We start from the raw sequence: 22,818 nt of genomic DNA on the forward strand, positions 1-22,818 counted from the left end.
TTATGGACTACGGGACATACAGAGGCATTTTGACTCTGGTAATTTTAGTATTATTTATTGTGATTGTTGGATGGGCATATAGCAAGCGTAGTAAAAGTCGTTTTAAAGACGCTGCTAATGTCATATTTGAAGATGAAAAAAAACACAACAATACACTCTCTAACGAGGAAAAGGGGTCTGAGAAATGACTAGCTTTTGGAGTATATGGGTTATTGTATTAACCCTTGCATGCTTAATCATTATCTTTGGTCTACTAGTTTGGAACTTAAAAAACTATGTAGGTGTAAAAGAAGGTGAAAGCTGTGGACATGAGTTTGACGGCATTCAAGAATTAAACAATCCACTACCGAAATGGTGGACTTACATGTTCTTCGCAACGTTTGTGTGGTCTGTTTATTACTTAGCAGCCTACCCAGGTTTAGGTAATTGGGAAGGTTTAGCAAAATGGACAAGCTCAAACCAAGGTATTACCTCTTTAACTGAATCGAAAGAAGCAGTCATTGAAGCGAAAGAAGATGGCCGTTTTGTAAAGCTAGATGCTGAATACCGCGCTGCTGAAGAACGTTTTGGTCCTATTTTTAATGAATTGGCTCAAATACCTGTTCTAGATTTAGTAGAGTCTAAATTTGCTGGTGATGCAGCACAGCAAGTTGCGCTAGAAAACGGCACTAAACATGAGCAAACTCAAGGTCAACTCGCAGTTGAAATTGGTCAACGTTTGTTCTCACAAAACTGTGCACAATGTCATGGTTCTGATGCTCGTGGTGGTACTGGCTTCCCTAACCTCACTGACAACGATTGGTTGTACGGTGGTTCTCCTGACAAGATCAGAGAAACATTACTTTTAGGTCGTGTTGCAGCAATGCCACCTTGGGGTGATGCATTAGGTGAGCAAGGCGTTAAAGAAATGACGGCTTACGTACTTAGCCTATCTGGTCGTACTGTTAACCAAAAAGATGCCGATGCAGGTAAAGCAAAATTTGCTATGTGTGCCGCGTGTCATGGTCCAGATGGTAAAGGTTCAGTTGCCCATAACCTACCGTTTGGTGCACCAAACTTAACTGATAACATTTGGTTATACGGTGGTTCTCAACGCGCTGTTGAAGAAACACTTAACCATGGCCGTGCTGGTGTAATGCCTGCATGGAAAGAGATTTTAGGCGAAGATAAAATTCACCTATTAACTGCTTACGTTTACAGCTTATCGCAAGATAAATAACGATAAAGTTAACAAAACGTTTCAGTTTTAATCTTTTTATTTCAGTAGATTAATTCAGATCAAAAAAGCCTCCACTCGGAGGCTTTTTTTTAGTCTTTTCATTCTATTTATTATAATATAGCCGCACATTAATTAATTTTAGAGCGACTATGCAACCGACTCCGTGGTATAAAAATTTTTGGCCTTGGTTTTTAATCTTCTTTCCTTTAGCTGCAATTATTGGCTGCATTAGTTTATTTATTACAGCCATTGGTAACGGCCCAGATATGGTTGTAGATGATTACTATAAAAAAGGCAAAGCAATCAACTTAGAACTCGTAAAGTTTGATAAAGCAAAAGCGCTGTATTTACATGGCGACCTAAATGTATCAGATGAGCGTGTAAGCTTTAAATTTACCAAAGGCGATACCAGTAATATACACGCATTAAGATTGTCGTTTTTTCACCGTACTATAAAAGCGCACGATTTTGAGGCCACCCTCACCCCAAATTCTAATCAAGAGTTCACTGCATTATTAGAAAGCTATACACCAGGTGCATATTCGGTGTTTATTGAACCCGTTGATAATAGTTGGAAAATGAAAGAAAACGTTAGTTTACCAACCACCGCCACCGTTTTAGTGACTCCTAACTATAAGTAGTATTTAGTATGTCTAAAAATTGCTTTCATTGTCTTGAAAGTGTGCCTGCTGGATTTAGCGCACATGTTGTTATAGACAATACCGCTGAGCCAATGTGTTGCATTGGCTGCCAAGCTGTTGCACAAAATATCATTGACCAAGGGATGACCGACTACTACAAATATCGCACTGTTAGTGCCGGTAAAGTAGAGCAACTCGTCCCTGAACAACTCGCTTTTATTAAAAGCTATGACAATGAAGATATTCAAGATGAGTTTATCAGTACGCATAACGACAACTCTGAGGTGCTTCTCAGTGTTGAGGGCATTACCTGCGCCGCCTGTGCCTGGCTTATTGAAAAGCAATTACTTAACCTTAAATCGGTAAAGCGCGTTGATGTAAACACCTCAACAAATCGCGCCATGATCCAATGGGATAAAAGCGCAACCCCTTTAAGTGAGCTAATCACCTCACTGGCTGAAATAGGCTACAAAGCATATCCATTCCAATCAGATGTAGAAGCACAGCAAAAACAACAAACAGCTAAAGCCTATATTCGCCGCCTCGGCGTGGCAGGCTTAATGACCATGCAAGTGATGATGTTTGCCTTTGCTATGTACTTTGGCATGTTCTCTGGGATGGACAGCAACTTTGAACAGTACTTTAGATGGATCAGCTTGATCCTTGCAACGCCCGTTATTTTATACAGCGCCCTGCCCTTTTTAAGTAATGCAATTAACGGCTTAAAAGCAAAACAACTGAATATGGATTTACCGGTATCATTGGCGATTTTTGGTGCCTATGGTGCAAGCTGTTACGCCACGGTAATGGAAGTCGGTGAAGTTTACTTTGAATCTATTTGTATGTTTACCTTTTTACTCTTATTAGGTAAATACTTAGAATTTAGAGCGCGCTTAAAGGCCAGTGAATTTACAGCCAACTTACAAAAGCTACTGCCACTGACTGCCCGTACACTCGATGAAAACGGCAAAGAGCACATAATTGCCGCTAAAAAGCTCAAGCTTAACGATATCGTTTTAATAAAAGCAGGCGAAACTATCCCTGCCGATGGCATCTTAGTCAAAGGTAGCACCAGTGTTGATGAGTCTATGATGACTGGTGAACATCAGCCAGTACGAAAGTATATTGATCATAACGTGTATGCGGGCACGGTTAATCATGATGGTATTATTGAAATAAAAATCAATAAGCTGGGCCAAAATACCCTGCTTAATCAAATTATTCGCCTGCAACATAATGCCCTAACAAAACGCCCACGGTTAGTAGAAATTACCGACAAAGTCGCGCAGTGGTTTGTTGCCGTGTTACTGGTATTTGCCTCTCTAACCGCCATTGGCTGGTATCAAATTGACCCTGATGTCGCTTTTTGGATCACTATATCGGTGTTAGTGGCCACCTGCCCGTGCGCATTGAGTTTAGCTATTCCAACCGCGTTAACGTGTGCTGTGGCTACCTTAACTCGTAAAGGAATATTAATTAAGCAAGCACATGTGCTCGAAACACTCTCAAAGCTTACTTTAGTTGCTTTTGATAAAACCGGTACGCTTACGCAAGGTAAATTTAGCCTCGATGTTGTTGACATACTTGATGATAACTACAGCAAAGAGCAAATTCTTGATATTGCAGCACAGCTTGAGAGCTATTCTGAGCACCCTATTGCTAGTGCCTTTAAAGATTTTAAAGGTCAGCGTAAATTTGACGATGTACAGCTCCATCCAGGGGTTGGGATCAGTGCTCAATACGATAATACGCATTACGCCATTGGTAAAAGTGGCTGGTTTGATACCAAAAAAACCAATGCGCAAGCTACCCTTTACATAAACAAGCAACCCGTTGCACGCTTTTATTTTGTTGATAAAGTAAAAACAGATGCCGATAAACTCATTAACTCGTTAAAGGCTGCCAATCTAAGTTGTCATATGCTAACAGGTGACGCCTCAGATGCCGGTGCCAAGGTGGCTAAAAAATTAAAGCTTGATTCAGTACAAGCCAGTTGTAGTCCTAAAGATAAACAAGACGCCGTTGATCATTGGTCAACTCAAGGTGAAGTTGTTGCTATGGTTGGCGATGGCGTAAACGACAGCCCAGTCTTTGCCAGCGCCCACTTATCAATCGCCATGGAAACAGGAGCTGATATCTCTAAAAACAGTGCCGATGTTGTGCTGCTTAACAGTGATTTAGCCTCTATTGATCATTTGTTGACGATTGCTAAGCAAACACGGCGTATAATTAAGCAAAACCTAGCGCTTTCTTTATTATATAATGGCTCTATATTACCGCTTGCTGCTATGGGTTTAGTTGCGCCTTGGATGGCGGTAATTGGTATGTCTGCCAGCTCTATTATTGTGATATGTAATTCACTAAGGCTATTAAAGTTATGAGCATAATTTATATTTTAGTTCCTATCGCTATCTTGTTTGTACTAATTGCCATTGGCGTGTTTTTTTGGGCAGTAAAAGGCGAGCAATTCTCTGATTTAAACAAGCAAGGCCACAGTATTTTGTTTGAAGACGATAAAGAGCAACATAATAAAAGTAATGATTGACCCGATTTTTGTTAGTGCTTTTTTAATGGGGTTGATTGGCAGTGGCCATTGCATTGCTATGTGCGGCGGCATTGCCAGCTCATTACAGTTAGCCAGTAACAAGCGCCAAACTTGGTTATATTCTCTAGCCTATAATAGCGGCAGAGCGCTAAGTTATATGCTGGCTGGTACCCTTGTTGCCGGTATTAGTAGTCAATTTGCCACACAAAACTCGGCCTTTGCGCTGTTTTTATCATTTTTAGCGGGCGTGTTTATGTTACTGGTCGGCGTTTATATCATGCGCTTAGCCGCGACATTACAATGGCTCGAAAAACTTGGCAAAACCCTCATTTGGCAGCACTTAATTAAACTTAATAAATATTTAATGCCCATTGATTCCCCATTAAAAGCGCTTGGTTATGGCGCACTATGGGGCTGGTTACCGTGCGGCTTAGTATATTCTGCGCTCACATGGGCGATGACCAGTGGCACTGCCATAAATGGTGCTCTGGTTATGCTGGCATTTGCCCTAGGGACGTTCCCTGCCATGATCACCTTAGGTGTGGCTGCACAAAAGCTCAATACGCTTTTTAATCACCCTTGGACGCGAATAATATTAGGCAGTGTTATCATTTGGTATGGTATCTACCTTCTGATCATTGCAACAGACAAGCTAGTGCATTAACATTGGTAAATGTTGTGCATAGAAATTTAACGGATTGAACTTATGGATTTTTCTCAAAGTCGTGCTAAAGGTAATTGTGCCATTAGCTGTAATAACTGCAGTATTAGCCAGTTATGTTTACCATTTTCTTTAAATGGCCAAGAAATGGATAAACTTGATGAGATCATTGAGCGAAAAAAACCATTACACAAGGGTGACTACTTATTTGAATCGGGCGCACCTTTAAATGCAATTTATGCAGTTCGTTCGGGGTCGTTTAAATCGTATACCTTGTCAGAGCAAGGCGATGAGCAAATTACAGGCTTTCATTTAGCGGGTGACCTTGTTGGCTTTGACGCCATCAATAAAATGCAACATCAAAGTTTTTCTCAAGCACTAGAAACCTCAATGGTATGTGAAATTCCCTTTGAAACTCTTGACGAACTAGCCGGTAAACTGCCTAAATTGCGCCAACAAATAATGCGTTTAATGAGCAGTGAAATAACCTACGATCAGGAAATGCTGTTATTACTGAATAAAAAATCAGCAGAAGAACGTCTTGCTAGCTTTATTTATAACTTATCAGAGCGTTTTGGTGAGCGTGGTTTTTCACGTAAAGAATTTAGATTTACCATGACCCGCGGCGAAATTGGCAACTACTTAGGTTTAACAGTAGAAACTATCAGCCGTTTATTAAGCCGTTTTCAAAAAGCCGACTTAATTAAAGTAGAAGGTAAATTTATTACTATTTTAGATAATGACGCTTTAGCCAAAACTGCTGCTATTGTTAAGCCTCGTTAATAATCATTTCTCATTTTAAAATTAATCCTACCCTGAATTGGAGCGTAATTATTGCAATTATGCTCTATCTCTACTAACACTTTGAGTATAGGTATTAACCATTCACTTTTAAGAGTCGATGAATGAATTGTCTGGCTCATTTTTTAATATAAAAGCAACTACGTCCTATTAAACTCTTACATAGAAGGACAATCTTATGCCTAAATCTTTATTTCTATTTATCGCTCTTTCTTTAAGTATTTTATATAGTAGCCAAGCATCGAGCTCAATGATCCCCGATGACGGCATTGATGACTCAGAAGCACTAAAAGACTTGATTTTAAACACTGCAGAAAATTCTGAGCTTAAAATAGACAAGCCAGGAGTTTATGACATCTGCTCAGCTATTATTGTTAGAAATCTTAACAATATTGTTATTACAGCTAATACTGGCGTTATACTAAAAAAGTGTGACCAATTTGAAGGAGAGTATATTTTATCCTTTTATAATTCACGCTTCATAGAAATTAATGGTTTTATTTTTAGAGGCTTAACCACAGACAAAATTAATTATGTTTGGGGTGAGCAAGGTATCCTTTTTGCCGGCTCCGAAGATATTTCAATTAAACATAATCAATTTTTTGATTTTGGCGATGCGGCTATAAGAGCAACATCTTCACACTTATCATCCCATGATACGAATATCAATTCTTTCAGAATTGATATTCGTAATAATTACTTTGAAAATGTCACACAAGTAACAACTACTCACCCGTGGAATAATAACTATGGAGGTACGCATGATATTACAGTTGAAGATAATATTTTTGAGGGATTGAAGGGATCATTGAAATTTGCCACGGTTAAACCTGTATCAAAGGCTCTAGTAAGATATAACACTTTCAAAAACACCAAAGGCACCGCTATAGAAATTACTTATTACTCTAACGTAAAAATTATTGCTAATACCTTCATAGACAGTGATAAGTTTATCCTCAATGCTTACCCTAACAAACCAAAAAGTGTGACCGAGCCTTTTAATTGGGGAAGTATTTATTTTACTCACAACACAGTTTTACGTTCTAAGGGAGGCATTAGAATACAGTCAGATGTAACCGGCGAGCTAATAGATGACAAATACGTAAGAGGCATTTATATCAATAACAATCACTTTATTGACGTTGATATGACTGTTTATCCTGAAAAAAAATATTGGTATCTTATTAATTTATTTACTCGAGGTGGAAAGAGTTATCTATTTTCTACAATCAAAGATAATGTTTATAACCTACTACCCGAAGTAGACTTTGTGAAAAAAACGAGTGGATTCACTTTGGAAGACAACACTTTAATAAAGCCTGAAAATAATTAAATTTTGTAAAGCTCTACACACGTTCATGCAGGGTAAGGGTTTCAAAATTAGAGAAGCTTTATTTCTTGATATAGAACAAGAATATTAGTGCTACCCCTTTAACTGTTGTGTATTTACGTTACACTCAAGGTATAACTGTTAAGTGAATGGAGTAGCACAATGGAAACGATTAAACGTATTATCGCGGTTATTGACCCAACTAAAGACGATCAAAATGCCCTCGCGCGTTCAATAGATTTAGCCAAAAAATCAGGGGCTAGCATTACCGCCTTTATGACGGTGTACGATTTCTCTTACGAAATGACTACTATGCTCTCTGGTGATGAACGTGAAGCAATGCGTAAAGCGGTGTTAAAAGATCGCGAATTATGGTTAAAAGATCTTGTCTCTCCTTATCAAAACATTAATATTAATACCCAAGTCATTTGGCATAACCGCCCTTACGAAGCCATTATTAATACCGTTATTAATGATAAATATGACCTAGTGATCAAAGGTACTCATCAGCATGGTGCGCTTAAAGCAGTTATTTTCACGCCAACAGACTGGCACTTAGTCAGAAAATGCCCAACCCCTGTATTATTTGTAAAAGATATGGCGTGGCCAGCACATGGGAATATTTTAGCGGCTGTTAATGCAGTCAGTGAAAACGATCAGCACCTGTCACTGAATAAACGCATAATTAAAGATGCACAATTTTTATGTGAACTGGCTAATGCTAAACTTAACTTAGTCAATGCATACCCTGCTACACCGGTTAATATAGCCATAGAGATCCCTGAGTTTAACCCAGGGTTATATAACGAATCAGTTAAAAAACATCATATTGAATCAACCAATGAACTCGCTAATGAGTTTAACCTAACCTCTGATCAATGCTTTATTGAAGAGGGATTGCCAGAAGATGTGATACCGGATGTTGCAAAACGCTTAAACAGCGAATTAGTGGTTATTGGCACGGTCGGACGGACTGGCTTAAGCGCTGCCTTAGTAGGCAACACTGCTGAGCATGTTATTGACAGCCTTGATTGTGATGTACTTGCACTTAAACCTGATGGGTACGTAAGCCCGCTTGCAGAAAGTTAGCGTTTGCAGTAGCTCCCATATTACATATGGCATATAATACGCCCCTTTATTTTTAGCAATTAATTTTGCCGTACTATTTATAAGGGGGCGTAGTGTCTCATTCTGCTCAAGCCAAAGCTCAATACAACTTAAATAAGCTTCAAAAGCGTTTACGCCGCCTCACAGGTCAAGCTGTCATGGACTTTAACATGATTGAAGAAGGTGACCGTATTATGGTGTGCTTATCGGGTGGCAAAGACAGTTACACTATGCTCGACATGTTGCAACATTTACAACGTGTTGCACCTATCAAGTTTGATTTATTTGCAGTAAATCTCGACCAAAAACAACCTGGTTTTCCTGAGCATGTGCTTCCTGAGTATCTTGATAATTTAAATATTGAATACAAAATTGTAGAAGAAGATACCTACAGTATTGTTACTGATATTATTCCTGAGGGTAAAACAACCTGCTCGCTTTGCTCTCGCTTGCGCCGTGGTATTTTATATCGCACGGCTAAAGAGTTAGATGCGACTAAAATTGCACTGGGTCATCACCGCGATGATATGATAGAAACCTTGTTTTTAAATATGTTTTATGGCGGAAAACTAAAAAGTATGCCGGCTAAACTAATGAGCGATAACGGTGAGCATATGGTTATTCGCCCACTGGCATATTGTAAAGAAGCCGATATAAGCAAATATGCGTTCAGCCAAGGCTACCCTATTATTCCGTGTAATTTATGTGGCTCACAAGAAAACTTACAGCGTAAACACACTAAAAATATGCTGGAGCAATGGAATAAAGAGCACCCAGGCCGTATAGAGAGTATTTTCACCGCCATGCAAAACGTTGTGCCTTCACACTTAGCTGATAATCAATTATTTGATTTTACCAACTTGCAAACGGGTGACGTTATTGATGGGGGCGATATCGCGCTCGATAAACCAGATATTCCAAAAGTGCCAGTTAATCATGAACAAGATGAAACAAACCAAGCCGACGTGGTTACCATTAATTTAAGCTAATTTTTAAGGGTTTGCAGTAATGCAAACCCTTCACTTTGTTCTATGCTGCTACTGACCAGCAGCTAATCCTTGTAAAAACTCTAAACTCTGCATTTCTTGTTTGTTTGCCTGATAAGGCAACTGCTGTAAGCTGTCGTAAGCAAAATCTTCAATAGTAAACTCGCTAATTTCACTTTCACCAAAACTGTTAAGCTCACCTGGGCTTGGCGACATACGTTCAATAACAAAATCGCTTAACCGTAAGCCGCCCGTTTGCTGCGGTAAAACAGACCAGTGCGCTTTAAAGTCAATTTTCTGACTGCCCTCATTTAAACGCGCTTTGGCAACTAAATGTGCCAATGGCGAGGTGCCACTGTATAAGTTAGCCCTTAAACGGTATAAGCCACTTTTTATAACTGTTATATTGGCCGGTACTATCATGTTTTCATTACGTGGATAGGCGTTTTCAAAACCAGTTAAGGTTGCACTAGGCGGCATATAATGTATTTGTGCCACCACAGGGACTATTTTACCCGCGATATCGGCTTCAACTAATAATTGTAAATTACGTGGATAGTCTTCTTCACCTTTAAATATCATTGCCAGCTCGTTTTGACGAGCCACACCGCTTTGCGTTTTTAGCGACTTTTTGGTGTCTGTATCACTGAGTGTTACTACCACCTTACCTAAATTTGGGGCGCTTACGGTTAGCTCTATAGCTTGTGGATACACATACCGATATTGAGACAAGCTGACTGTTAACTCCCCGCCTTGCTCACCCACTGGGCTGCTAACAGGAAAGAACTGATTTGGCTTAAGTCTGTCCTCATCATATACCGTTAATGGTTGTGAATAAGGCGGAAACGCCAAACTTTGTTGATACTGTTGTGCCACCGCCGATGCCGCTTTGGCTAAGTCTTCATCAAATGCTGACTGAGTTACTGAGCTGGTTTTTGTTGTTGCCTTTGTCACAGGTTGGCTTAGCGTGCGCTGCTGAGCTGGAGGTGTCGATATCGGCTTTTTATCATTGAGAGGGGCTTGTTTTAGGGGGTAACTTGCATGACCCTCATCAATTAAAAACCACATAAGTAGGCCCATGCTGATAGCAAAGCCAATCACGTAGGACTTTTTCATCGGTTAGTTATCCTATATAAAACGTGTAGTACGTATACTACACGATGTTTTAAGTATGCTTATATTACGGGATCACATTATATATAAGTGCCGATGCACTCAAATTATCTGAGTCTTTTACATAACGATATTGTTTCTTCCAAAACCAACTACCTGTGGTTTCATCTACGGTTTCAAACCCTAGCGTGTCGCCAGCTACCATAATGTTATTCATCGCAATCGTTACATTTCCTTGGCGCTGCGCTTGTTGAATCTCATTATGACTGTAACTGTTAGTCATCATTAATGGATAATGATATGGCATAAAACTATTAACAGCATCACCTTGCGATTTTAAACGCCCATTAGTGTCAATATTGGTGCTACAGCTACCAAATGAGTTTACCGAGCTTGCACCACATGATGAGTGAGTAGCCACTACCGAGTCGTCATTACCGCGTAAAAATCCAGCCGTTAAACCTAAGTAAGCATTACCATCGGCTACAAAACGTAAACGAGGTGTGCGTGCATCAGGTAATGGCGCAATTCTGCGTGCATTATTTACTTTTAAATCGTGCAATACGCCTACCGCCTCATTAACTTCACTGCCTAACCACCACGTTAGCGCGGCATCTACAGCAAAATTCCACGATGCGCCTGTTAATGTACTCACCGCTAAGTCGGCCAATTCACTGCCGCCACCAGCACCCGCTAAATCAAAGGTGGCAATAATATTAAGCGGCTGTAATCCGGCATTTACAAGCCAGTTTTCTTGGTTATCTATAATATATCGGGCAACTAAGTCACCGGTTGAATGAGTTACAAACACACAGCCTGGCTCGCATAGATTTGAGCGAGAAATTTGCTGTAGTTTAGGCCATACCCAATCGGTGGTGATTTTTCCTTCTATTCGTTCATATGCAGGCCAATCGATGCGCTCGTCTGCGCGGTTCACCCAATAAGACTGCCAATAGCTTTGTCCATCGTTTACCACATCACTGGCTGCTCTATTGGTAAGTTGTGATACCTGCAAACCATGAATTAAAATTACCTTATACTCTTTACTGAGCGCAGAAAAACTCATCAGCAGGCTTAATGCTGCTGCAAATAAAGAGACGCGTTTAAATATGTGTGTGTTGTTCATATTAATCCTTAACTGATTCAATATTTTTATTATGCTTAGCTTGTTACACGCTGTTGTCGGTGCATGGTAAAAGCAACGCATTGACCAGTATTGGGAACAAAGTTAAAAAATGCAACATTTTGTTATCATTTTCACTGTTAAGGCTAAATATCTGCGTTAAAATACGACAAAAGCGCTAAACTATTGTGCTATTTGGAACAGTTTATGGGCTTTATAAACCGCCATTGAAAACACTGTGAGCTTTTTTGTTAACTATCGCACGGCACTACTTTTTATCAGCGTAATAGCGTAAGTTAGTTACATACGAACAACCAAGGAATCATAATGATAAAAAAAATAATGTGTGGTGGCTTTTTATTAACCGCCATTTCCGCCCCTAGTTTTGCCGCGAGTGTTAACACCCAACTTGAACAAGCAACACAAAGTGTGAGTGAAAAAGTTATTACGTGGCGTCGTCATTTGCATCAATATCCAGAACTGAGTAATCGCGAATTTGAAACCGCCAAGTACATTACTGAACATTTAAAATCACTGGGTCTTGAAGTACAAACCGGTGTTGCTCATACCGGTGTTGTGGCAAAATTAAGCGGCGGTAAAAAAGGCCCTTTAATCGCATTGCGTGCTGATATGGATGCTTTACCGGTTACCGAACAAGTTGATTTACCCTTTGCCTCTAAACAAACATCAACCTATCGTGGCAATGAAGTAGGCGTTATGCATGCCTGCGGGCACGACACTCATGTTGCTATTTTAATGGCCGTGGCAGAGTCACTGGTAAAAATAAAAGATCAGTTAGCGGGCGAAGTACTGTTTGTATTTCAACCGGCTGAAGAAGGTGCCCCCGAGGGCGAAGAAGGTGGCGCTGAGTTGATGTTAAAAGAAGGCTTATTTAAGCAAAAGCCTGAGGCCGTGTTTGGTTTACATGTCACCAGCTCACTCAATACAGGGCAAATTGGCTTTCGTGAAGGGCCACTAATGGCCAGTGAAGATTCTTTCACAATTAACGTAACGGGGCGTCAAACACATGGTTCACGTCCATGGAATGGCGTAGACCCAATTGTTGCTTCATCACAAATTATTATGGCAACTCAAACAATCGCCTCTCGCCAAGTTGATGTAACTAAAGCACCTTCAGTCATTTCGTTTGGCGCAATTAATGGCGGCATACGCTCAAATATAATCCCTGATAATGTAGAGCTGATTGGTACCATTAGAACCTTTGATCAAACTATGCGCGCCGATATTAAAAAACGTTTAGCTAAAACCGCTGAGCTGGTTGCCGAATCCGCTGGTGCTAAAGCCGATGTGCATATAGATCACGGCTACCCTGTCACAGTAAACAATGTAGCACTCACCCAAAAAATGACCCCAACGCTTGCCCGTATTGCTGGTGCTGACAACATTATTACCACCGATTTAATTACCGGCGCAGAAGACTTTAGTTATTATGCGCTTGAAACCCCTGGGCTATTTTACTTTTTAGGCGTCACTCCAAAAGATCAAAACGCTAAAACGGCAGCAAGTAATCATTCACCTCAGTTTTATGTTGACGAAAGCGCCTTACAACTCGGCGTAGAATCATTATCTCAACTGGTTGTTGACTACTTACAATAACAACTCAACGTAACAAGCACAGGGGTAATAACCTTGTGCTTGTTTTATTAGAGAGTGTTATTAGAGAGTGTTATTCAGCTAATATAAATCCCCTTTCGCTTACCTTTAATTATATAAATTCTCAATCAGGTAAGGACACCTTAATGACAGCAGAATATTTTAATTTTTTAAGCTTAATTGGTGTGGCTTTTTTGCAATTTCAGGTGCGTTATTAGGCCATGATAAAGATATTGGCGGATTTGGAGTGGTGGTTGTTGGCTCAGTCACTGCGCTTGGCGGTGGCACGCTCAGAGACATACTTCTTAACCAACCCGTTTTTTGGATAGCCAACCCCGATTTTTTATATGTCACCTATGGCGCTATTTTTGTCACTGTTATGTTTATTCGCCACTTACCCGATGTGTCTAACTATTACATGTTGTTGGTTGATGCAATTGGTATGGCTATCTTTAATGTGGTCGGTATCGAAAAAGCATTAATTGAAGGCACCACCATGATGGTTGCACTTACAATGGGCATGACTACGGGGATATTTGGTGGCTTAATACGCGACGTGATCTGTCGAGAAGTGCCGTTGGTGATGCGAGAAGAGCTCTACTCCACCGCCTGTTTTGCAGGAGGCTTGACCTATGCCGTGCTATTTTTATTAGAAGTCCCTTATTTATGGTGCATTCTTGGTTCGCTGTTGGTCAGTGTTTTTTTAAGATTGGGCGCGCTCCATTTTGGCTGGCAGCCCAATCTATTTAGAAAAAGAACACCAAAAATAAACGATTAGTATAAGCATTGCGTTACACTAATCGCTCATAGAGTCCTGATGCCCGTGACACACTTTTACCCATCGCCAGTTGCAGCACTTTTTTATCTGCTACCAGCTCAAAGGTCTGCTTTGCACGGGTAATACCGGTATACACTAATTGCCGGTTAATACCGACGCTCGCTTGTTTAAGTGGTGGCAATACCATAGCAGTGTAACTAAACTCTGAGCCTTGCGATTTATGAATGGTCATAACATACACTTTATCGTGCGCTGGGAGTCGTGCAGGTGAAAATGCACGTTCATTACCCTGCTCATCAATAAACAGTGCTTTGAGTTGGCCACTGTCATCAGGCATTAAAATACCTATATCGCCGTTAAAAAGTTTAAGTTGATAATCGTTTTGGCTAATCATAATAGGCATACCCGTGTAATGCCGCTGATTAGGGTTAACGCTAATTAACCCTTGCTGTTGCAATACCCGCTCAATACGTTGATTTAAACTATTAACGCCGTAATCGCCTTCACGCACCGCGGCAAGTAATTGATAGCGGGCAAAAGCCTCATGCACTTTGGCAACACTAGCTCCTTGGGCAATCAGTGTTAAATAATCACCGTAGTGACCTGCCGCGCTGTTTATAAGCTTTTCAATCGGTATAGAGACAAAATCGTAGTCTAAAATAACATCGCTAAAATGCCCTTGCGTACTGTGTTGTTCAACATAATTTAAAATACCCCGATCATTGGTATTAACAGCCAAAGCCAATTGGCCTATGCCACTTTGGGCATCAAAGCGATAACTATGTTGTAAAAAGGCAATGCAATCAGCTAGTTTAAACTCACTCTGAGTTTGCGCGCCAAGTTTAGCTGCGCCATTAAAACACACCTTATTTAATTGCTCACAGCGTGCTTTTGAATATTGCGGTGTTTGCCCAAGCACTAAACCTTGGCATAAATCACTCATTACACTGCCGGTATCAACCGAGGCGAGTTGGTCTTTATCGCCGAGTAAAATCAATCGGGCATGCGCTGGCAAGGCCTCAATTAATTTAGCCATGAGCGATAAATCGACCATACTGGCCTCATCAATAATCAATACATCAACATGCAACGGATTGCTTTTATCGTGCCTGAATTTATTAGTAAATGGCTTAACTCCTAACAAACGATGAATAGTTTGCGCACTTTGCGGGATCAACGCATTAATATCAGCCGGTATTTCTGTGAGCTTATTTTTAGCTCCTAAAATTGACTCTGTTAATCGCGCCGCTGCTTTACCTGTGGGTGCTACTAATTTTATGCTCAATGGTGCAGCCTGATATAACGACTGTAAAATGGCTAACAGCTTTGTCACCGTGGTGGTTTTACCTGTGCCAGGCCCGCCTGTGATCACACTAAAGCCCTTTGTTGCAGCAATGGCACAAGCGACCTTTTGCCAATCAATATCAAGCGTTGGATTATCAGGAAAGTAGCGAGTTAATAACTGAGCAAGTACTGCATCATCAATATTGAGTTGTCGCTCACTCATTGCCAGTAATCGTTGCGCTAAGGTTTGCTCATACCCTGCTAAACGGGAAAAATACAACCGCTGATTAAACAATTGCAGCGGCTTGTGATCCCCCACACTGTGATGCGCGTGTAAGTAACTTATTGCTGCCTCAGTCGTAAAATCGTCACTAAATGGGGTGAGAGTGTCAGGTACGGTGCCTTCTAATTTAGTAAAGTCGCTTTGACGTAAATTAAACGGATTAGCCCAATCAACCTCTGTTAGGGTTAAACAACTATGCTGGCTTTGCTGTGATAAACACAGCATTAAAATAATATAAAATAATTCGTCATAATCATGCTCAGTATTGTTACCACTGAGTAATTCGGCCAGCTTTACATCCACAACACGTACGCGATGCTGCTCAGTTAAATAGCTAAGCAGCGGCACAACTTTAGGTGTTTGAGTAACAGAGTCCGCTAGTTGTTCATTGAGTAGCGCCGACTCATCAACAAGCGCGTCGTCAAAGTCATCAAACAAACCAGGTTGTTGGTTTAAATCACTCATAGCATCGCTCCTTGGCTAAACAAACCATCTAAAATAATAACTTGCTCTGCACTTAACTGTTTAAAGTACACCCCTTCACCCGCTGGCATACCGCGTAAAAAAGTATAATACACGCCGCCTAAATGCGTCTCTATGGCATAGTCAGGGATACGTTGTTTAAGTAATCGATGCAGCGCTACGGTATAAATTAAATACTGTAAATGATATTGGTGGCTGGTCATGGCTTGCTCAAGCTGCTCTGGCTCATAATCTGCGGGGATACTGCCCAAATAATTCGATTTATAATCTAAAATATAATACTTGCCTTGGTAGCAAAAAATTAAATCTATAAAGCCTTTTAATAAGCCTTTTACATGGGCAAACTCAAGTTTGCTTTGGCTAAAACCAAAGTGTTTAATCAGCATTTCGTTGAGTTTAGGGGCACTTAGGCTAGCAAGCGGTAAGTTAAACTCCATTTCAACAAGACAATCACTCGGTGATAATTGACTCAAGCTTAAATTATTTTCACTATTTAACGGGAAATTAAGCGCATCGAGTATCCATTGCTCGGTAATTTGCTGCCATTGCTCATCAATATGGTATTTTTCAAAGGCACGTTTAATTACTGCCGATAAGTTTTGCTCTGGATTTGAGGGGTGAACAAGCGGGCTGGTAAAATCAAGTTGCTCGAATATTTCGTGTAAGCAACTTCCTGGTTTTGCACCTTTTGGAAAACTATAGGGTGAGAGAAGGTCATCTTGTTGCACCGCAAACTCATCTCTTTGATGATCTTCATCGCTGCGCCCAGGTGCAAGTTGGTCAGTATGCTTTTTAAAGCTTAAGGCACTAAAACTGGTTGCCCGCCAATCGCGTTCAATCTGCGTGGTTACAGTATTAATACTCAGCGCCTGCTTTTCAACGTGTTCATTATTAAAGCGAAGTATGCCCTGCTCGAGTAATTCACCCGAGGTAAATTGCAGATATTCCATCGAATCATTGGCATCACAAAACTCACTTAAATGAGTGCGCCATATTTGGCTGCTGGTTAACGCTAACCCTGAGAACAACACATGCCCAAGCGCACTACTTTGAATCGCTAAGCGGCTACTTTGCCCTTGCCCGATATTATATACACCCAAGGCACAAAAATGCACTGCACGGGTCAGTGCGACATACAATAGGCGTAAATCTTCGGCTAGGCGCTCTTGCTCTGCTTTTTGCAAGGCGTCTTCGTCTTTACTTAAATCAAAAATTAACTTGCCGTTATGGTGATAAAGCGCGTCTTTAGTTTCACGATAGCCACTAGCAAAGGGCATAAATACCAATGGATATTCAAGCCCCTTTGAGGCATGCATAGTGACAATTTTAACCAAGTTTGCGTCGCTCTCTAAACGTACTTGCACAGTTTCGCCATCTTGCTGGCTCACCTTTTGCGCAAACCAACGTAATAAACGAAGTGTCCCTTCAAGCTCTATTTGTTTTTGCTGCAGTATTTCGCCAAGGTGTCTAAAGTCGGTAAGCCAACGTTCTACGTTATAGCCCAAGCCTTGCCATTTGGCACTGAGTTGATTATGACTCAGTAAGCGTTCAAGCATGGCCATAGCCCCTTGCTTGTGCCAAATATGGCTAAGTTGAGCAAAAAAGTTTAAGTGTTCTTGCCATGCATTTTCATCATCGGCCAAAGCAAAAATATCATTATAACTTAAACAGAATAATGGCCCTGCGAGTACACCTCGTAGTAGCGACTCGTCGTACTGGCCGTGCAATGCGGTTAAAAAATTGAGTAAATGGTGACTTAGCTCTTGGCTAAATACACTATCACGAGACAAATACACGCTGGCAATATTGGCTTTGCTCAAGGCCTGCTTCATTATTTGCGCTTCAACGCGGTCGCGCACCAAAATACAAATATCAGCAGCGCTTACCGGCGTATTGCCAATACAGGCTATTCCTTGGTTTGCCTGCTCAAGTAAAGTAACAATTTTATTGGCAAAATGGGTGGCTAAATGAGCTTGCCCTAAGCCTTTACTGGTCGGTTTGCCTTTTTCATCGCCGGCTTCATCTACAAACACATTAAACTCAAAGGCGGTGGCCGGCTTGCCAGCAATTAAAAATGTATCTTCGGCTTTTTTACCCTTGGCTTTCACTTTATTAAAAGGAATGGCATCGTTATAAATAAAGCTGTTGTCGTATTTACTAAACAAGCTATTTACGCTGTTGACGATATCGCTGCTGGAGCGAAAATTAGTGCCTAGGGTAAATTGTTGCGACTGCTCTACGGCCTCTTTGGCACCAATGTAGGTAAATATATCTGCGCCCCTAAAGCCATAAATAGCTTGTTTGGGATCGCCTATCATGGCTAAAGTGGTATTGCTTTGAGCATAAATTTTACTAAAAATACCGTACTGAATAGGGTCGGTGTCTTGAAACTCATCAATCATTGCCACCGGAAATAACTGCGCAATTTTTTGCGACAATACGTCACCCTGCTCACTATTAAGGGCTGTATGTAAATTAGTGAGTAGGTCATCAGGGGTGATCACGCTTTGCTCTTGTTTGCGCTTAACTATGGCCGCTTTTACCCAACTTGCCGCATATTGCATTATCGCAATTTTTAACCCTTGTTTAATGGTATTGTTAAGTGCGACTAAGGTATCGAATTGGCTAATAAGTGGATGAGTCAGTAATGTGCCATTTTTTTTATAATTAGCGGTATTACTTAAATTCTCGCTGCTCCATACCTCAAACGAATATTTGTTAGTACCAAATTCAAAAAAGTCATCATTGCCTAAGCAAAATGCTTCAAGCGCCGCTAAACTGCCTTTTCGCCCGGGTGTTTTTGAGCCACTTAAATCGGATGCTTTCACAGCACCAATAAATTCTTGCTCTAGGCACGCTTTTTTAAAGGCGGGTACAAGCTCCAAGTATTCATCTCGGGCTTGCCACACATCCTCTAAATTTACTTGCGGTGTTATTTCGGCGTTGGCTTTATTTAAAATACTGCTTACTTGGCTAAATAATGATTCAGGTGCGGCAAACACCTCTAAAATTGCATTTGTTTTTTGCTTATTAAGCGGGTAGACAAACGCGCGCCAAAAATCTTTTATGGTCTCAAGCAGTATCTCGCGCTCATCTAAAATAAACTCTAAGTTAAATGCGACCCCCGACTCAAACGCATGTTGTTTTAGCATCCGCTGACAAAAACCATGAATGGTAAAAATAGCCGCCTCATCCATTGATTTAGCTGCTGCATCGAGTAAGTCAAACGCACGATGTTTATCATCAACGCCCGCTATCACACCTTCAATGAGTTCATCGTTTGGCTGTTGCCCCAATAAGGCATCGCGCGCGGCAATAATACGGCTACGAACACGGTCTTTAATTTCTTGGGTAGCGGCATCGGTAAAGGTCACCACTAGAATTTGCTCAACACTCAAAGGCGTATTCAGCTCACCGGGTATTTGCATGCCCAATAAATAACGTAAATACAAACCCGTGATCGTGTAGGTTTTACCTGTGCCTGCACTGGCTTCAATTAAGCTTTGCCCTGATAATGGCATAGTGAGTGGGTTAAGCGCTTGCATAGTCACTCTCCTTGGCGTGCTCAAATAACGGGACAAGTAATTTTTCGCTCCATTGTATAAACTCCTCTTGGCAATCATTGAGCGATTGCACCGTGAGACGAATATAAGGGTTTTCCCCTTCACCTCGGCCAATATACTGTGGGCTAAATTTACTGTTAGCTTTTGCCATATCGCCACCGCTTTTCACATATTCGTAACCACTCACCGGAAAAAACGCCACCGGCGCGTTTCGCAATGCTTTGTATAGTTCAAACCAATCTGCAAGCAGCAAGTCGGCATTGGCTTTACTCATAGGGGCAAAGCTAATTTGTTTATCTAAACCCAGTAATAAGGTTTCAACCTCTTGTTCCATGCTTTGAGCTGCCAGGTGATAAAGAAAGCCTTTTATTAAATCTTTGGCTTTAATACTGGCACTGCGGTAAAACACTTGTTTTTGCATATACACATGGTTAAGCCAGCCTTCAATGGTGGTATTTTCAAGCGCAAGTAACACTTCTATCGGTTCGCTTTTACCGGCTTTTATTTGCTCTTTTACTTGCCCTGCAAGCGCATCAACTCGGTGCTGCATACCCTCATAAATTAAGCTGCCAACATTGGCTTGGGGCAACTCACCGCGCTGCAGGATTTGCTCGGTACTGAGCGGCGTATTGTTAATGTTTGCTTCAAGTATTTCGTCAAGGTAAAAATAACGGCGCAGCGCATCTAGGCTAAACGGTTCTTCGTCTTTCGCTATATCGTTAAATTGCGGCAAGCGTAACCCTAAACTTTGTTGATAAAAGCTCTCTTGGGCATGGCATACACTACGAATAAACACATCAAGATCAAGTAGCTCTGGGGGTGTTACATCAAGCGCAGTGATTGCTTTTGGCTCAATAGCCTCGCTAGGCAGCCAAATTGGGTTATAGCTGTGATTATTTACTCCCGCCTGTTCATCGCTAGGAGCTGAGTAATACAGGCTATTAAAAGGCTGCAAATGCTGCTGCGTAATAAGGCATTCAGGCAAGGGTTTATCACTGGGTTCGCTAAGTTTAAAACTGCGTCCAATGTATTCTAAAAGCTCACTTACTAGAGTTGATGGCATGCGCGGCTGGTTGTCAAAACACGAGCGGCCAATGTAGCTCATATATAAATTATCTCGGGCACTGAGAAGTGCTTCTAAAAAGAGGTAACGGTCATCGAGTTTACGTGAACGGTCACCTTTTTGCTTTTTAGAATAAGGCACTAAATCAAATCCGATTGGCTGCACGGTACGTGGGTAATCGGCATCGTTCAAGCCTAGCATACACACCACCTTAAACGGCACGGCGCGCATGGGCATTAACGTACAAAAGTTCACTTGTCCTACTAAAAAGCGCTGACCTACACCTTTTTCTTGTATACCTTGCTTGATTAGATAGCTCACTATGCGCTGCGAAACGGCTTTACTGTAGTCGCCGTTGTCGTGGTGCTTCGCAATGTCTTCGAGCACCTTTTGCAGCACTAATAAATCCCAGCTATCATCGCTTTCGCTCTCATACACAGCATTGAGTAGCTCACTTAATATATGGGCTTTATTAGAAAGCGTATCATCAGGGATGAGTTTCGCTTTAAAGTCTTGAAGCACATCAATAAAATGCACCAGCTTATTGAGAGTATCAAGCGCCATACCTTCTACTTCATCGGCGCTATAAATACCATTAAATGGGCACTGTTCGTCGCGCATGGCAATCCCCAGTAATAAACGGTTCAAGCCATGTTGCCAGGTATTTAAATCAATGGCGGGTAAATCAAAGCTTTGTTTATGCTCAGCGTTTATGCCCCACTTTACCCCTACTCGCTCAAGCCAATAATGTATTTGCTCGTATTCATGGGCTTCTAGGCCAAATTTTTCGGCAATTTGCGTAACCTGTAATAAATCAAGAATATCCGACACGCCAAAGCGCGAAAACGGTAAATTAGCTAAACTGGCAAACGAGCTCAGTACTGGTTTTTCTTGCTCTATGGCTAAATCGGCAAGGGCGTATGGTATAAATCGGCTGCCCTGCGCACCACCAAAAACGGCCTCAATGTAAGGGCTATAAGTACCTACATCAGGCATCATGACGATGATGTCTTTGGGGGTAAGCGTTGGGTTTTGATTAAACAAATTGAGTAAGTAGTCGTGCAGGCGCTCTACTTCCCTTAATGGCGTGTGGCAGTCACTTAACGTAATGCTGGTATCGTGTGCACTTATGGGCAGTTTACCCTCATCGTTTATAAACCATTCTTTGTTATCGGTAAGCGATTCACCTTTAAAGGCAAGTTGGTATATTTCGCTTTGCACTTGCCCAAGTAAGGTATCGTCAAACGCATCAATAAAACCATCAATCCAACGGGCATCAAGCTGCACCAGTTGCTCAAAATAATCGCGGCCGAGTTTACCCCACGAGGACAACAACGGATTACCAATAAAATAGTATTCTTCATCAGGATTCGTTTGCTTTTTTTGCTGCGCTTCCACCAGCGGCATTTTGGCGTATTTAGCGTTTATTTTAGCCGCTGTTTTTTCATCGATTATATCGCCCCAATAATGCTCGCTGGGGTTAAAAAAGAATAAAAACACCTCAGTTTTTTTACTCAAGGCTTCAAACACGTCAAGCTGTGAGCTGGCAATCGCAGATATACCAAATAGGCTAATACGCTTTGGCAATAAGCTGCCATCCATACTCTCAAGGGCGCTGAGTAATTGTCCTTGCATGTTGGCGCGGTGAAATTGGCTTTGCCCAAGTGTTTTACTTAATTTAACAAGGCGGCGCCACAAATCGGGTTGCCAAGGAGCAATGCTGATATCTACATCGTCAAGCGTATCAACCCCGCTATCCCAAGTGGCTATCCAATGGGGGCGATACATTAAATATTGGTCGTACACATCGGCTATTTTTTCACATAGGGCAAAGGTTTTTTGGCCGTCAATATCCCCCTCTAAATAGGTTTTTAGGGGTAAATACAGTGGCTCGTCAATACAAGTAGGTAAAATTGCAAACAGTTTCCAAGCAAGGTTCGGTTTATTAAACGCCGACTCTTTAGGCACGTTTGGCAATAGTTGCTGGTACAACTGCCAAATAAAGCTCGACGGCAGCGGAAAGTCTACCTGCGCAGCCACGCCTAAATTTTCACTTAAACCAATTTTTAGCCACTGCGACATACCCGGCGATTGCACTAACACCACTTCTTTATCAAATGGGCTTTGCAACGGGTTTACCTTTAGCAGTTGATGAAACTGCGCTTGCAGGGCTTCCATACGGTTTGATTGAATAATATTGAGCATACGATACCAGCCTTACTTG

Annotated in this window: 16 protein-coding genes and 1 pseudogene; 12 read left to right on the top strand and 5 right to left on the bottom strand. The window is 41.3% G+C overall.

Annotated features, from left to right (window positions below; translation table 11 throughout):
* The first annotated feature begins 2 nt into the window (after positions 1-2).
* The 10 genes from BM380_RS03500 (at position 3) to ttcA (ending at position 9,293) form a co-directional block, all read left to right on the top strand.
* On the top strand, positions 3-188 hold the full coding sequence (locus BM380_RS03500) for a cbb3-type cytochrome oxidase subunit 3 (protein ID WP_010389598.1): 186 nt from the start codon (positions 3-5) through the stop codon (positions 186-188).
* The gene (gene ccoP, locus BM380_RS03505; protein WP_013464668.1) at positions 185-1,219 is read left to right on the top strand and encodes a cytochrome-c oxidase, cbb3-type subunit III; all 1,035 of its coding nucleotides are present in this window, start codon (positions 185-187) and stop codon (positions 1,217-1,219) included. The genes BM380_RS03500 and ccoP overlap by 4 nt, the downstream gene beginning before the upstream one ends.
* Positions 1,220-1,368: 149 nt before the next feature.
* Positions 1,369-1,860 (top strand): FixH family protein, encoded by a 492-nt coding sequence (locus BM380_RS03510; RefSeq protein ID WP_090492938.1) that lies wholly within the window; start codon positions 1,369-1,371, stop codon positions 1,858-1,860.
* Positions 1,861-1,868: 8 nt separating this feature from the next.
* A complete protein-coding gene (locus BM380_RS03515) occupies positions 1,869-4,241 on the top strand; it encodes a heavy metal translocating P-type ATPase (RefSeq protein WP_090492940.1) in 2,373 nt (790 codons plus the stop codon).
* A complete protein-coding gene (gene ccoS / locus BM380_RS03520; protein WP_008109812.1) occupies positions 4,238-4,405 on the top strand; it encodes a cbb3-type cytochrome oxidase assembly protein CcoS in 168 nt (55 codons plus the stop codon). Before BM380_RS03515 ends, ccoS begins: the two co-directional genes overlap by 4 nt.
* Positions 4,398-5,069 (top strand): sulfite exporter TauE/SafE family protein, encoded by a 672-nt coding sequence (locus BM380_RS03525; RefSeq protein WP_090492941.1) that lies wholly within the window; start codon positions 4,398-4,400, stop codon positions 5,067-5,069. The genes ccoS and BM380_RS03525 overlap by 8 nt, the downstream gene beginning before the upstream one ends.
* A 42-nt stretch (positions 5,070-5,111) precedes the next feature.
* Positions 5,112-5,849 (top strand): FNR family transcription factor, encoded by a 738-nt coding sequence (locus BM380_RS03530; RefSeq protein ID WP_013464664.1) that lies wholly within the window; start codon positions 5,112-5,114, stop codon positions 5,847-5,849.
* 196 nt (positions 5,850-6,045) lie between these two features.
* Entirely contained in the window at positions 6,046-7,200 is a 1,155-nt protein-coding gene (locus BM380_RS03535; RefSeq protein ID WP_090492942.1) for a right-handed parallel beta-helix repeat-containing protein, read from the top strand.
* A 159-nt stretch (positions 7,201-7,359) separates the two neighbouring features.
* Positions 7,360-8,286: a universal stress protein UspE gene (gene uspE / locus BM380_RS03540; protein ID WP_036983022.1), complete on the top strand. Its 927-nt coding sequence runs from the start codon at positions 7,360-7,362 to the stop codon at positions 8,284-8,286.
* Positions 8,287-8,378: 92 nt separating this feature from the next.
* Positions 8,379-9,293 carry a tRNA 2-thiocytidine(32) synthetase TtcA gene (ttcA, locus tag BM380_RS03545; RefSeq protein WP_090492944.1) on the top strand — a complete coding sequence of 305 codons (915 nt, stop codon included), beginning with the start codon at positions 8,379-8,381 and terminating at the stop codon, positions 9,291-9,293.
* 48 nt (positions 9,294-9,341) lie between these two features.
* Here the strand turns inward: ttcA and BM380_RS03550 are convergent, their stop codons facing one another.
* On the bottom strand, positions 9,342-10,406 hold the full coding sequence (locus tag BM380_RS03550; protein ID WP_090492945.1) for a hypothetical protein: 1,065 nt from the start codon (positions 10,404-10,406) through the stop codon (positions 9,342-9,344).
* Positions 10,407-10,470: 64 nt separating this feature from the next.
* Positions 10,471-11,529 (bottom strand): hypothetical protein, encoded by a 1,059-nt coding sequence (locus BM380_RS03555; protein ID WP_090492947.1) that lies wholly within the window; start codon positions 11,527-11,529, stop codon positions 10,471-10,473.
* A gap of 324 nt (positions 11,530-11,853) precedes the next feature.
* Between BM380_RS03555 and BM380_RS03560 the strand changes: the two genes are divergently transcribed.
* Both BM380_RS03560 and BM380_RS03565 read left to right on the top strand, forming a co-directional pair.
* Positions 11,854-13,143: an amidohydrolase gene (locus BM380_RS03560; RefSeq protein WP_090492949.1), complete on the top strand. Its 1,290-nt coding sequence runs from the start codon at positions 11,854-11,856 to the stop codon at positions 13,141-13,143.
* A 143-nt stretch (positions 13,144-13,286) separates the two neighbouring features.
* Positions 13,287-13,918: pseudogene (locus tag BM380_RS03565) on the top strand (trimeric intracellular cation channel family protein).
* Positions 13,919-13,931: 13 nt separating this feature from the next.
* Here BM380_RS03565 and recD read toward each other — a convergent pair.
* The 3 genes from recD to recC are packed head-to-tail and all read right to left on the bottom strand — an operon-like array spanning position 13,932 to position 22,799.
* Positions 13,932-15,950, bottom strand: coding sequence for an exodeoxyribonuclease V subunit alpha (gene recD / locus BM380_RS03570; RefSeq protein WP_090492951.1), 2,019 nt, complete (start codon positions 15,948-15,950; stop codon positions 13,932-13,934).
* Positions 15,947-19,513 (bottom strand): exodeoxyribonuclease V subunit beta, encoded by a 3,567-nt coding sequence (gene recB / locus BM380_RS03575; RefSeq protein ID WP_090492953.1) that lies wholly within the window; start codon positions 19,511-19,513, stop codon positions 15,947-15,949. Before recB ends, recD begins: the two co-directional genes overlap by 4 nt.
* Positions 19,500-22,799: an exodeoxyribonuclease V subunit gamma gene (gene recC / locus BM380_RS03580; protein ID WP_090492955.1), complete on the bottom strand. Its 3,300-nt coding sequence runs from the start codon at positions 22,797-22,799 to the stop codon at positions 19,500-19,502. The genes recB and recC overlap by 14 nt, the downstream gene beginning before the upstream one ends.
* Between the last annotated feature and the right edge of the window lie 19 nt (positions 22,800-22,818).

It is taken from the genome of Pseudoalteromonas sp. DSM 26666 (assembly GCF_900116475.1).
In the GTDB taxonomy this organism is placed as follows: Bacteria; Pseudomonadota; Gammaproteobacteria; order Enterobacterales; family Alteromonadaceae; genus Pseudoalteromonas; species Pseudoalteromonas tetraodonis.

What these genes read in the sequence shown, in the direction of transcription:
- ccoP (WP_013464668.1), top strand. Translation starts at nt 185, where the DNA reads ATGACTAGCTTTTGGAGTATATGGGTTATTGTATTAACCCTTGCATGC.
- BM380_RS03530 (WP_013464664.1), top strand. Translation starts at nt 5,112, where the DNA reads ATGGATTTTTCTCAAAGTCGTGCTAAAGGTAATTGTGCCATTAGCTGT.
- BM380_RS03500 (WP_010389598.1), top strand. Translation starts at nt 3, where the DNA reads ATGGACTACGGGACATACAGAGGCATTTTGACTCTGGTAATTTTAGTA.
- recB (WP_090492953.1), bottom strand. Translation starts at nt 19,513, where the DNA reads ATGCAAGCGCTTAACCCACTCACTATGCCATTATCAGGGCAAAGCTTA.
- BM380_RS03550 (WP_090492945.1), bottom strand. Translation starts at nt 10,406, where the DNA reads ATGAAAAAGTCCTACGTGATTGGCTTTGCTATCAGCATGGGCCTACTT.
- ccoS (WP_008109812.1), top strand. Translation starts at nt 4,238, where the DNA reads ATGAGCATAATTTATATTTTAGTTCCTATCGCTATCTTGTTTGTACTA.
- recC (WP_090492955.1), bottom strand. Translation starts at nt 22,799, where the DNA reads ATGCTCAATATTATTCAATCAAACCGTATGGAAGCCCTGCAAGCGCAG.
- uspE (WP_036983022.1), top strand. Translation starts at nt 7,360, where the DNA reads ATGGAAACGATTAAACGTATTATCGCGGTTATTGACCCAACTAAAGAC.
- BM380_RS03555 (WP_090492947.1), bottom strand. Translation starts at nt 11,529, where the DNA reads ATGAACAACACACACATATTTAAACGCGTCTCTTTATTTGCAGCAGCA.
- BM380_RS03560 (WP_090492949.1), top strand. Translation starts at nt 11,854, where the DNA reads ATGATAAAAAAAATAATGTGTGGTGGCTTTTTATTAACCGCCATTTCC.
- BM380_RS03510 (WP_090492938.1), top strand. Translation starts at nt 1,369, where the DNA reads ATGCAACCGACTCCGTGGTATAAAAATTTTTGGCCTTGGTTTTTAATC.
- BM380_RS03515 (WP_090492940.1), top strand. Translation starts at nt 1,869, where the DNA reads ATGTCTAAAAATTGCTTTCATTGTCTTGAAAGTGTGCCTGCTGGATTT.
- recD (WP_090492951.1), bottom strand. Translation starts at nt 15,950, where the DNA reads ATGAGTGATTTAAACCAACAACCTGGTTTGTTTGATGACTTTGACGAC.
- BM380_RS03525 (WP_090492941.1), top strand. Translation starts at nt 4,398, where the DNA reads ATGATTGACCCGATTTTTGTTAGTGCTTTTTTAATGGGGTTGATTGGC.
- BM380_RS03535 (WP_090492942.1), top strand. Translation starts at nt 6,046, where the DNA reads ATGCCTAAATCTTTATTTCTATTTATCGCTCTTTCTTTAAGTATTTTA.